The organism is Psychroserpens sp. BH13MA-6 (genome assembly GCF_052983595.1).
This window is the reverse complement of the sequence record NZ_JBRJGE010000012.1, coordinates 1-12,601: the sequence shown is the minus strand read 5'-3', so window position 1 is coordinate 12,601 and position 12,601 is coordinate 1. Positions and strand designations below refer to the sequence as shown.

The 12,601-nt window shown below is 32.0% G+C and carries 14 protein-coding genes; all 14 read right to left on the bottom strand.

Translation table 11 applies throughout. The annotated features are described in order from the left end of the window. Positions 1–253: 253 nt before the first annotated feature. Complete coding sequence (locus tag ACU8DI_RS14910; protein ID WP_447113593.1) at positions 254–712, bottom strand: DUF2750 domain-containing protein; 459 nt, start codon at positions 710–712, stop codon at positions 254–256. Between the two features lie 17 nt (positions 713–729). Further along, on the bottom strand, positions 730–1,158 hold the full coding sequence (locus ACU8DI_RS14905) for a hypothetical protein (protein ID WP_447113592.1): 429 nt from the start codon (positions 1,156–1,158) through the stop codon (positions 730–732). A gap of 137 nt (positions 1,159–1,295) precedes the next feature. Further along, on the bottom strand, positions 1,296–1,877 hold the full coding sequence (locus ACU8DI_RS14900) for a hypothetical protein (protein WP_447113591.1): 582 nt from the start codon (positions 1,875–1,877) through the stop codon (positions 1,296–1,298). A gap of 220 nt (positions 1,878–2,097) precedes the next feature. Next, on the bottom strand, positions 2,098–2,880 hold the full coding sequence (locus ACU8DI_RS14895) for a DUF6090 family protein (protein WP_447113590.1): 783 nt from the start codon (positions 2,878–2,880) through the stop codon (positions 2,098–2,100). Positions 2,881–3,128: 248 nt separating this feature from the next. Then, entirely contained in the window at positions 3,129–3,593 is a 465-nt protein-coding gene (locus tag ACU8DI_RS14890) for a hypothetical protein (protein WP_447113589.1), read from the bottom strand. A gap of 167 nt (positions 3,594–3,760) precedes the next feature. Further along, positions 3,761–4,783 (bottom strand): hypothetical protein, encoded by a 1,023-nt coding sequence (locus ACU8DI_RS14885; protein ID WP_447113588.1) that lies wholly within the window; start codon positions 4,781–4,783, stop codon positions 3,761–3,763. Positions 4,784–4,943: 160 nt separating this feature from the next. Beyond that, a complete protein-coding gene (locus tag ACU8DI_RS14880; RefSeq protein WP_447113587.1) occupies positions 4,944–5,510 on the bottom strand; it encodes a hypothetical protein in 567 nt (188 codons plus the stop codon). Positions 5,511–5,654: 144 nt separating this feature from the next. Further along, entirely contained in the window at positions 5,655–6,323 is a 669-nt protein-coding gene (locus ACU8DI_RS14875) for a hypothetical protein (RefSeq protein ID WP_447113586.1), read from the bottom strand. 250 nt (positions 6,324–6,573) lie between these two features. Then, positions 6,574–6,921, bottom strand: a complete 348-nt coding sequence (locus ACU8DI_RS14870; protein WP_447113585.1) for a hypothetical protein — start codon at positions 6,919–6,921, stop codon at positions 6,574–6,576. Positions 6,922–7,165: 244 nt separating this feature from the next. Then, positions 7,166–7,744: a hypothetical protein gene (locus tag ACU8DI_RS14865; RefSeq protein ID WP_447113584.1), complete on the bottom strand. Its 579-nt coding sequence runs from the start codon at positions 7,742–7,744 to the stop codon at positions 7,166–7,168. A 194-nt stretch (positions 7,745–7,938) separates the two neighbouring features. After that, entirely contained in the window at positions 7,939–8,475 is a 537-nt protein-coding gene (locus ACU8DI_RS14860) for an acyl-CoA thioesterase (RefSeq protein WP_447113583.1), read from the bottom strand. A gap of 268 nt (positions 8,476–8,743) precedes the next feature. Next, on the bottom strand, positions 8,744–10,834 hold the full coding sequence (locus tag ACU8DI_RS14855; protein WP_447113582.1) for a hypothetical protein: 2,091 nt from the start codon (positions 10,832–10,834) through the stop codon (positions 8,744–8,746). A gap of 225 nt (positions 10,835–11,059) precedes the next feature. Then, positions 11,060–11,671: an FEKKY domain-containing protein gene (locus ACU8DI_RS14850; protein WP_447113581.1), complete on the bottom strand. Its 612-nt coding sequence runs from the start codon at positions 11,669–11,671 to the stop codon at positions 11,060–11,062. A 201-nt stretch (positions 11,672–11,872) separates the two neighbouring features. Next, entirely contained in the window at positions 11,873–12,535 is a 663-nt protein-coding gene (locus ACU8DI_RS14845) for a carboxypeptidase-like regulatory domain-containing protein (protein WP_447113580.1), read from the bottom strand. Positions 12,536–12,601 lie beyond the last annotated feature (66 nt).

The window sequence follows — 12,601 nt, the reverse complement described above, 5'->3', positions numbered from 1 at the left end:
TTTTGTTATTTGGATGTAGTCAATTTTTCGAGTGGGATTTTTCTCAATTTTATTTGTTCCAAATATTTTATTTATCCAACTCAATTTTCTTGTTTCTTCGGGTTTTTCTTAAATGACGCACAACGGTTTGGTGTATGGCTCGTTGCGGAAAATCAGCTATGGTTTTCCGCCGTGACGAAAGATAGCAAATTGCAATGAATTCCGATTAGGAATTCAGCCGCAATGAGCTATACACGTTGTTACCTGCTGGCTTTTATTCTGTTATTATTCCCTTTACTTGCTTTTCCAAGTCATCAATTCCATTAAATTTTCTGAATGTCAAATCCTTTCCGATTGATTTTAATTCAGTCGTTAATTCTATTATCAAGTCTAATGGTTCGACTTCATATCCGAACAGATTTTGGTCAAATTGTGTACCGATTAGAAGTCCATCATTAGCCATTCCAACACACCAATTTTCCATAAATTCAGGTAATGGAATTTCTATCGCCTTGTATTTTTTCCATTCGTCTTTTGCACAGGATTTTGCTCGAACTTTTTCTGCCCAAAAGCATATCATTACGATTGGATTTCCATTATCATCCTCAAATTGTGTCGAATTTGATGTTGCAAATCCGTTTTTACTTTTCAATCCGTAAACTATTCCGTTTTCAGAAACTGTTTTTATGAATTTCTGATGTCGGTTTTTAAGTGTTATTGAATCTTGAAACATTTTGCCTTGCTCGCTTATTATTTTAAATCCTCTGTCAAATCAATTTCTATATATTCCGCTTTTTTGTAATTGTATTCGGCTAAATTCAACTCGGTCGTATAATAAAATTTTCCTTCGCGCAATACAAAAGGGTCGCCCTGATTTGCGTCCATTTCAAATTTTTTGTCATTAATCACAAAATGATGATTAAATCCTTCGCTCAACAAGTTTTTTCCCATTCCAGTCCAATAATGAGTTAATGAATATCCAGAATCGAGAGAAAAAACAAAAAAGTCAGTCGTATCTCTATTTTTTATGGCATAGATTTTTTTTTGAAAAACAGATTGCAAGTCAGATGGAAGTTGTTCGTAAGTCAATTTGCGTTTACTTTTCCAGTCCAAATTAATTTCGCCACCACAAGAGGTAAGTGTTAAAATTGATATTAAAATCAGAATTGCGTTTTTCATTTTTCAGCTTGCAGGTAACGTAATTGTGTATGATATCGTGCGATTGGAAACGCTCGTTATTTTCCGCTGTCACGAATCATTTTTTAAATATAAGAATTAAAATCGGAGCGAAGTTGGAGCATGGATTATACACGTTGTTACCCAACGTTTTTTATTTCACGTTTTTCAAGTTCCTTTTCTAATTCAATTCGGTCTTTTTTAATCATTCTTCTACCGTTATTGTATTTAGCATTTCTTTCGTCCTCGATTAATTCCTCAATCAGAAATTCAAGTTCCGAATCCGTTAATTCTTTTGGTGACTTTTCATAAATACTTTGATCAATATCCGATTTTTCTATTCTAGTATTTTCCAATTCATTTATTCGTTCGGTTGGTTTCTCGGTTTCCACTTCGGTCAATTCATATTCCGATTTTGGTAATTCCGATTTGCCAATTATTTTCAGATAGTCACTTAAAATACGTTTTTCCACAAATATTTTTCCGCCTCCAAATTGGTGTCGGTCAGACATATCTTTTTTCACACCAGAAATCCAATATTCATCACCGCTTTCAAGGTCAAAATAGTTCGCTGAAATTCCTGTTCCGCTTAGACTTTGAAATGCTTTTCCATCAAAATAGATTGTCTTTCCGCTTTTTGAAAAGGAAACCATTCCAATCCAAGCTGGTCCATTATCCGAAAATCTAGTTTTCAGTTCCAAATATTTAATTTCAGTTCGCATTTCTCAAATGTTGGGTAACGTCTCTGTGTATGATTTGTTGCGGAATTTCAGCCGAAGCGCTTTGCGCTCGGATGAGCCGTTTACGGCGAAAATTCCGCTGGAAGAGAAGCGCGAGGTTGAACCAGCAATTCTTTCCGAGTTTAAAGATAGTGAATTATGTGAGAATTTTTCCTCGTCTTAACCAGCTTAGCAATGAATTATACACGTTGTTGTGCTTTCGTTATTTTTTCAATGTTCTTAATTCGTTATCAATGGATTTATTTAAGTCCTCTATTTTTTTAAATAGCTGCAGGTAATAATCAACTAAAATTCTATTTACAAAAAGACTTTCCGCTAATAAAATCTTGAATTCTTCATCCTTCCTTAATGATTCTATATCTTTTACAGCAAAATTATACCTATCCCATTCTTGCTTCCAAGCCTCTTCATCACTTAAATCCATTCTTACTTTTTTGTCAATAACTTTAAAATGCTTTCTAAAAAAGATCAGCTTCTCATCATAGGTGTTGGCTGATTTGTGATTATTTTCTAATTCTTTAAGTGCTGAAACATAAAAATCATAGTAACGAGTTATTTTTTTATAAAGAGTGTTGTTTTTTATTAATCCAATGTCATTGTTTTGTAGATTGTTAAAGGAGGCATTGTGAAAAACAGTAATCAAGTCAACTCCTAGAGCATCTACATAGCTAATTTTGTCTGATTCTTGAATACTGTCATTGAGTAAAAAATCGAGTAACAGCTGTTCATTGTTTACTGTTGTTTTTAAATATTGTAAGTTCAATTCGCAATCAACCTTGTCAGCTAAAATATCTTCTTTTATATTTTCTAGAATGGTTATTTCAAATTCTGTCTTTTTGATATTTTCATTTGCATTGTTAATCTGCAATGCAATTAAAATTCCAATAACCACAAGAACAATTTCTCCAACGGCATATTTTAAATACTTTCCAGTTTTCCCTTCTGCAAGTGAGTTTTGTCTAATTTTTCTAAAGAATTTTATCATTGGTTAGTGGTTTCTGATAATGAAGCACAACGTAATTGTGTATGATTTGTTGCGGAATTTCAGCCGAAGCGCTTTGCGCTTGGATGAGCCGTTCACGGCGAAAATTCCGCTGGAAAAAAAGCGCAAGGTTGAACCAGCAATTCTTTCCGAGTTTTAAAGATAGTAAATTATGTGAGAATTTTTCCTCCTCTTAACCAACTGAGCAATTAATTATACACGGTGTTAGCAAATCGTTTTTTATTCGTCCGTTAATTTATATTTTTAATTCCGTTTTTATATTCAGTCAGACATTTTTTATCTAATTCTATTTCAGGATTGTATGTCGTATTTCCTTCTGTTCTCGGTTTTTCCACATAGATTAATTCCAATGTTTCTAAATCCACCAAAATTGTATATCCATAATTTACACTCTTGTCAGAAATGGAAAAATTCAAATAATATGGCAGAATGTCTTTCGAGTGATACCACGAAGCGGATAAATTCAGTTTAGGATTTTTATGTTCCTCAAAGTAATAATTCAGACATTTTGGAAAAACAATTTCCTTGTCATATATCCTCAGTATTTTTTTATTCAAGTCAAATTTTGCAGGACTAAATTCTTTCGGCAAACCAATTATATTTCCGTTTTTGTCAATTTGTAATGGTGTGTCTTGATGAATTACATTCGAATTGGTTATAAATAGAAATGATATTAAAATCAATAGTGTTTTCATTCGTAACGATTGGTTTTTAAATGTTTGCTAACGGTATCGGCTATGAGTAGTTGCGTGTTTTAGCACTTAACTTCACAAGTACACACCAAACTGAAAATCCGCGAGGATTTTCAGAAGTAAGCGAGAACAAGCAATTACTTATAGCCATTGTTGTATGCAGTAATTTTTTATCTTTTTTCAAGTCTCATTTTCTCTTTTCCATCCATAGCGAAAAGTACCATTTGATAGCCTTCAAAACCAAACCTATATTTTTTTGAATCATCTGGTTCCTTTGCTCTAAATGTTATCAACTTTGCATCAAAATCTATTTCCCAAGTGCCTGATTCCTTAATTCTAGAATTGTATCCTGAATCATATTTTTTGTCTTTTCTAAATTCTATCCATTCTTTTTCATCCACTTCAAACCACATTCCTATGAAATCGTCGACTGTTCTACTTTTTTTAGAATCATCGAAATAAACTATATTTCTTATAATTATATTATCGATTTTACCATTTTTATCGAAATCATATTTTTTTATCCAATTATTTTTTTCATCATATTCATAATCATACTTATAAGTGTTTTTAATAGAGTCTTTTGGATTTGAATATGTGTATAAAATAACATCATTAAAGTCATTTCTTTCATACTGGTCCAAATAATCCAAGTCACCTAAACTATCTTTAACCTCTTGTTTCACAAGTTGACCTTTATTCCAAACATTTTTGAAAATTAACGTTGTCTTTCCTTTGTCATTTTGTACGTAGCCATTAGAGATGTTGTGACCTGAATATTCATAATTATAAATATTAGTTTTTTCACCATCACCATCATAGACTTCAACTTTTGTTATTTTATCATTATTGATTGAATTGATTTCTTTTCTGTCAACTTTTCCGTCTTCTAAAGTTGTTATTTCAGTTCTTATGTTTTTGTCATTATATTTAAAATCTTGATTCCAATTAGTTTTTCCTCTTTTGTCCAAGGAACGGTATTCTACCAAATTTCCTTGTTCATTAAATTCCAAATAAGAATGTCCTGAATACTCTTTATCTTCGGTAACATAGTTTCCAAATTTTTCTGAAGCATCATATGTTGTTTCTTGTATTTTCCAAACATCTCCTTTTAGATTGAAGTTTTCAATATCAGTTTTGGGCTTACTACAAGAAGCGATTGATAGAAAAATCAATGGTAATAATATTCTCATTTTGGTCAGTTTTTATTGCATACAACGGTCTCGTATAACCGTCAGTTGCGGGATTAAAGTTAGTGTTTTTCGGTTAAGAACTGGCGTTAGCAATTCCGAGTGGATTCGGACGTAGTCGAATCCGCCGTAATTGCGGTTATACATTGTTGTGAGCAGTATTTTATTTACAGTATTTTTTGAATTTTAATGTTTTCAAAGCTTTTATAAATTCCGATTGAATCTCGTCATTCAGATACCATCCATAAAATCCGATGCTTAAATCTTTTCCATTCAGACTATCAATATAAATTCCAGTTCCTCCATAGCCTTTGTTAGTTGGCGTTATAATTTTTGCTTTAAAACAGTCAATTGAATCATATTCAAATTCATACTTTAAATATTCTTTATAATCAACGTTTGTTTTGAACAAATCGTCCACAATTAAATGTTTGGTTCCTGGTAATAATTCAAGTTCTTTTTTGGTCAATTCCGATAATCCGATTGAGTCATAAACCATGGGTAAATCCTGCGTACTCAAATCAGCCGAGTATCTCCCAAAATCAAATTTCAGACTGTCATTTGTATCCGTTATTATTCCGCCAACATAACTATCAATTCCTTTTCGCTCATATTCATTCCAATTTTCGGGAACATTTATTTCAAATTGTCCGAAGTCAATTGTTTTAAATTTCCTTTGCGTACAAGAGAAAGTCAGAAGTAAAATTAATATCGATAGCGTTTTTCTCATATTGCTCACAACGTAATTGTGTATGATTTGTGCGGCTTAAAATGCGAATGATTTTCAGCAGTTGCAAATCTGTTGTTTAAATATATAAATTTTAATTGGAGTAGAAGGTAAGCATTGATTATACACGTTGTTGTACCACGTATTTTAATTCTTATTGTTCTTTCTTAATTCAGCCATATTCTCTAAATAAGTTTCCCATTTTTTATTAAAATCTTCCATTCCGTTTGGTTTAAGGAAAACAACAGCATTTAATGTTTGTTCAGAAATTATTTTTTCCATAATCCTAATTGGCCACTTGGTTTTTATGTCATTTGGTAGTTTAAATTGATTTTCACTTATTTTTCCAATTATTGAGTTCGAATAGTATACCTTATTTTCATTGAGTAGTTTAAATCTTATATCAGTTTCAATATTTCCGTCATAGGCAATTGATTCGGTTTTTATAATTCCGTTAGGTTCAAGCTTATTTGATAAATAACTATTTCCACAAGATGCGTATTGCCAGTATTCAATTGGTTTCCATTCCCCATTTGTGTCTTTAGCTTCCTGTATTAAATATAAGCTCCAATCTTGTTTAGAAATTTTTATTGAATCAGAAGTTTTGTTTAATATATAAATTGAATATTGATTTTCTTTTACTTTTTCTAATATGAGATTAATTTCACTTTTACTTTTGACTTGATTTTCAATTTTAATCCTAAATTCAGTCGATGGAACAAAATCCTGTTCAATTTTGTTTTTGTTAGATACCATTTCATATGTCTGAGCATTTATCTCAAAAGTCAGAAGTAAGATTAAAGCTCCAATTATCAATGTTAGACGATTTTTCATATATGTGGTACAACGTAATTGTGTATGATTTGTTGCGGTTTTGCAGCTTGCGTGTGCGGCTGATGTTCCGCGGGAAAAACGCAAGCTGTTGGGCTCTAATTTTTCCGTTGAGACTAAGATAGCAATTTGTAGGAGATTTTCCTTGTCTTAATCAACAAGAGCAATTAATTATACACGGTGTTACCACACGTTTTTGTTTTTCAGATTCATATCCGTGAACATTTCAAGTTTTTTAAAAATCATAACCTTTATGTCTTAAATATGTCATTCCGTCAATTTTGAATTTAGTTTTAGATAAATATTCAATTTTCGTTGTATCTGAGCCACCTAAATTAATAAATTCCATTTGAGTTTTTCCGTTTAGTATTATCAGCTCAACTACTGTTGGACAAGAGATAAACGTATACGATTCGGTTCGTTCTATTGGAATACTTTCCCAATAAGTGACGTTTTTTTCGTTATTAAAATTCAACCAAACTATGCTTTCAGAGTCTAATTGATTTTCAGGAATCCAAAATCCGTTTAGATTTTCACGTACAGAATCTAATTTGGTTAAATCAATTTCATAATCGTTTTCCACAACAACTAAATTTCGTCTTGAATTTGAACATCCAAGCAGTAAAAAAGTCAAAATCGATATGTAAACTATTAATCTCAAGTTGCGGTTTTCAAATGTGTGGTAACGTAATTGTGTATGGTTTGTTGCGGTTGTACAGCTTGCGTGTGCGGCTGATGTTCCGCGGGAAAAACGCGAGCTGTTGGCTCAAATTTTTCCGTTGAGACTAAGATAGTAATTTGTAGGAGAAATTCCTCGTCTTAAACACCTACCGCAATGAATTATACACGGTGTTAGCTACAGTTATTTTAGTAACGATATTTTCGTCATATTCTAAATTCAGCTTACTAGAAAATAATTCAAATTCGAATTCGTAGTAGTACTTGTTCGTTAGTTTTTTCTGAATGCCGAGAAAATTTTGAAAATCCTCAATGGTAGCACCAACTTTTAAATTGTTTTTAAGAGGAAAAGACTCTTGGTCAGTTTGGAATAGATAAATTTCTAAACCATTAGTTCCAAAAGGCCAAGTCGAATCCGTTTTAAAAACAGAAGATTTCATTTCAGCTACTTTTTTACCTTTAAAAATGTACGTACAGTCGTGGTATTCTCTTGAAGTGACTTCTAAATTACTTGTATCTTGGTTTTCGCTAAGTTTACATTCAGTTTCGTATTCCAATTTATTTATTGCTAAATTATTACGAGGGTCTTCAAGAAATTCTTTAACTGCGACAGAATCCAATTCAATATTTAAGTCAGAGTTCAATCCATTTTGACTTTTAGTATTGACACAATTGAGAATACAACTCAAAATTAATAAATAAGATATTCTTTTAAATAGCTTTGTCATAATTGTAGCTAACGTAATTGTGTATGATTTGTTGCGGTTTTACAGCTTGCGTGTGCGGCTGATGTTCCGCGGGAAAGACGCAAGCTGTTGAGCTCAAATTTTTCCGTTGAGTCTAAGATAGTAATTTGTAGGAGAATTTCCTTGTCTTAACCAGCAAGAGCAATGAATTATACACGTTGTTGTGTGTAGTTTTTTTAATTCTTTAAAATTTGTAAAATATCGTAATCACCTTTAAACATGTTTATAATATTCTCAGATGGATTCATTTCTGGTTTGTGAATTCCGCTATCAGAAATTAATTTTCGCATATCTATTGCTTTTTTATTTTTCCAAAATGCGACTTTGGTATATCCAACTGCATATAATTCACCTTTCTGCTCAAAAGTTTGACGATGATAAACCCATTTGTCATCCCATCCTTCTAGAGTAAGAGTAATTTTAAATTTATTCCACCTTTTTAAAGGTTTTTTATATATGAATTTTTGAGAACCTAAAACTGGGAATATTCCTTTCTTAAAAGTATTATCATATAGTTTAGATCTGAAGAGAATTTCAAATCTTATGAAATCCATATAATAGAAGTATTTTGAGTTTGCCATATATCTCAAACTATCACAATCAAGAATATTAACTGTTCTAACGCGAGAAAGGTCAGACTCTAAATCAACTTTACTCCAAAAAAAATTTGCTCCAATATAAATGTAAAGCATATGTAACCAATAATAAATCATTGTTTAAGATTTAGTTTGCAGGTTACATAAATATTCAGGACGGGTCATAATTACACACAACGTAATTGTGTATGATTTGTTGCGGAATTTCAGCCGAAGCGCTTTGCGCTCGGATGAGCCGTTCACGGCGAAAATTCCGCGGGAAAAGAAGTGCAAGGCTGAGCCAGCAATTCTTTCCGAGTTTTAAAGATAGTGAATTATGTGAGAATTTTTCCTCGTCTTAACCACTTACCGCAATGAATTATACACGGTGTTGTGTGCAGTTTTTTTATTCTAAATTTATACTAGTGCTACTACCTACATAATCACATTCAATTTCCCCATTTGAATGGTAAGATGTAGTATTGGTAATACCAGTTCCAATAAATTTATCTGATGCTTCGTCATAGGTTCCGTTAAAACTCCAAGAGGAATTACTGTTTGTACATTCAATATTTAGGTCAAATGAAATACTTGAGCCTGAAATAGTGAAGTTACCGGTGCCTGGATTACAACTTGTAATAGCAGAAGTTGAAACAGTGTAATTTGAATTGAAAACAATTGAAGTGGATGGTCCACCATTATTGCCACTACCATTTGAAGTTAAATTTCCTTGATTATCATAACAGGTATATGAGACTGGAAAATTGTTAGGAAGAAATATCCAATTTCGTGATGTGAGAATTTGTAAGATATCATTATTGCCCTCAGAATTCTGACTTAATGTAACAGGTCCTTGACAGCTTTCATTATTTGAACCTAAGCAGTCAAATAAATTTGGAGTATTGGTAGTTGAGTATGAAAACGTACCATTAAAATTAACGCCATCAAATGTACCATTAAAGCCAGTTACCTGATTATAAGTTGAATTTAGTGTAGTCCCATCTGAACAGTTATATATATTGTTTTGGGTTACACTATGCTCAAATTCTAATTGATTACCAGATAAAGTATAAGTTCCAATATAAAAAGCTGAATTACCTGCAATGGGATAGAACCTATACGTATTGTCGCCGTAAAATTCTATTGAAGATGTAGTTCCCCAACCTGAAGAATTATCTTGGCAAGTAATTCCATTATCTATCATTGTCCAAATTCCTACAATATCAATATCAGTATTATTGTTACATTCAACGTCAAAACTAAAATTCACTTCTGCTTCAGAACCTTCACAAGGAAAAGATATAGGGTCATCCCAATTTTCAGTGAATTGAATTCCATTTTTTAAGTAAACCGTATGTTCTCCATTTGAAATCGTAGTATAAACTGGAAAATTTGTCGAAATAGTACCAAGGTTTATGTTATCAATATATGCTTGCCAGTCAGATTCACAATTAAGATTAGGTGCAGTTATTTCTACTAAATGTGAGTATGAATCTCCTAAATTTACCTCTATTGTAGGTAATTCTTGTGTGAAGTTTACAGTTACCCAATCACTAAAATAATTACCATCTGGTCCAGACAGAACAGCTCTAATTGGTAGTTCTTGATTTGTGAAACTAAAATCTTGAAATTCTGCAACATTACAAATTCCAACAAAGTCACAGGCTATTGAGAAGAATGTATTTACTGCGGCACATAAAGAACCAACGCCAACTCCAACTGGAACAGCTCCTGTTGCACTTATGTAAATTCCAATCTGTGTGCAAATAGCATTTCCATAAGCACTTGTAGCTGGATTAATATCATAGGCTGCACAAATGATTTCGGTAAGAGAACCTATGGCTGAACAAACATCTTCTCCTGTAAGTGGCGGAAGTAATGGATTATTAACTTGACCATTGTACACTCCAATATCACTTTTACTCAATACAGAAAATTTATTTGTAACATCGTAAGCTCCAAAATCAGTTTCAACTTTTACTATTCCTTCATATTCTGCCAGTTCTCCGCATCTAATTACATTAACTTGTATGTTTTCATTTGGGTTTTGATTAAAAACTTGTGTATTATTATTTGTTTGAGAAGTGAATCTACCAGTTGGATTATTAAGGTCAACAGTTGTTTTGAAATAACTCTCTTTTGAGCTGCCAATAACTGTTAAATTTATAAGATTATCTTGCCAATCTAATTTTAAAACTGTGCCATCGTAAGCTTTTAAATAACTTAACTTTCCAGTTTCATCTAACGTATAAGTAGTCTCTTCTCCAGAAGAGTTTCTTAATATCATATTATTTATGGAAATTGGTAATCCATTTGTATCTCTGACTCCATAAACTTCAATTGTTTCATTTGAAGATAGTTCTTTTGAAAACAACAAGGGGTTCAAAGGTTCTGTATAAACTATGTAATTATCGTTATTTGTATTTCTTGAACTGTCTTCTTCACTACAACCATGAAAAAGTAATAAGGAAAGTAATAAAATCGTTATTTTTTTCATTTTGTTAATATTTTAAATTCAAATTTAGTTTAAAGTAATCTTTTATTCAATACCTGATTTTGGGTAGTTCATTAATCTAATTGCACACAACGGTTTTGTGTAAGCGTCAGTAACGGGAAAGTGCGCGAGTACTTTCCGCTGACGCACCTAATTTAGCAAAACGAGTTGAATTTCCGATTAGGAAATTCAGCCGTTATTGCGCTTACACGTTGTTGTACGCAGTTTTTATTCTCTTTTTAATAGATAACAATTGCTTTTTAATTGAATATTCTCTCCATCATAAAAGTCAATTTGCTTTTCTAAATCGTCCATAAATTCAATTTCGTCTGTCGGACAGACTAAAATAAATTTCCCTTTGGAAATTAGGTCTCCAAATTTGTCGAAAATCGAAATTCTTGCATTGTTTTTATGATTGTGCATAAAATCCACATTATACCAAAACCCACTTCCATTTTTTTCAATCCAAAATGCGGTCATTGGAATGTTAGTCAGTTTCATAAGAGAATCAATCTCTTTTTTGTATTCAGATTTCCACCCAATTCCGTTTAATTTGTCCAAATAGTTGTCCATTTGGGAATTGTAAATTTCAATTCCGTTCTGTTCTACCGCGCTTAATGTGCAACCAAAACCGACGATTTCAAAACCATACTTTTTACTCACATTATTCAAATCCCATGGTTTTAGCATTGACTCTCCAACATAAACTATTTGAGGATTATTTTTCGCAATGTCAGTTTTGGCAGTCAAATAATTATATCGACTGAAAAATCCAAAATTCCAGAGTGAAAGTCCGATTCCGATTATCAGGACTGAAATCACGATTGATTTTTTACTCATCGTTTCTCAAATTGCGTACAACGTAATTGTGTATGATTTGTTGCGGTTTTGCAGCTTGCGTGTGCGGCTGATGTTCCGCGGGAAAGACGCAAGCTGTTATGCTCAAATTTTTCCGTTGAGACTAAGATAGTAATTTGTAGGAGAATTTCCTTGTCTTAACCAACAAGAGCAATGAATTATACACGTTGTTGTAGCACGTTTTTATATTTGTATTGTTACTTTATATTTATCCTTTTCAGAACATTTGGTTGTGCTGAAACTTTTTGATTTCCTTTTTCCGCTAACACAATCTATAATTTCTGAAATTATATTATCAGTTAATTCAGTTTTTGAGTCAATTTGGTAAATCCGTAATTCTTTTCCTAATCCGAGTTTAACTTTAAATTCAGTTGAGGAGTTTTCTCTAATTCTAAAGTCGGTTTTGAATTGGTCATATCCCATGTGATTTATTTCAATCGAATATTCTCCAGTTGGTAATTCCGTTTTAAAATTCCCGTCAAAATCTGCTTGTATTTTTTTGTTTAAAGATTTGGTTTTGGAAATGATTTTAATATAGACTCCTGAAATTGGATTTTTAAGTTTGTCAAAAATCTTACCACTTAATTCAGCGGTTTTTGAGTTCTTTTTTTCTGAAATATAAAACTCGTTTTTGTCATTTTCGTTTTGAAATGAAAAAGTATATTGAAATCCGTAATCTTTCGTTTTGTCAATATCATTCAGTTCCCAATTTTGTGAAAATGAGCTGAAGGAAATTGTAAAAAAGAATAGAATTAAAATATGTCTCATCATTATTCTAAAATGTGCTACAACGTAATTGTGTATGATATCGTGCGATTGGAAACGCTCGTTGTTTTCCGTGGTCACGAATCTAAAGTTTAAATATAAGAATTAAAACTGAAGCTAGAGTAGAGCATGGATTATACACGTTGT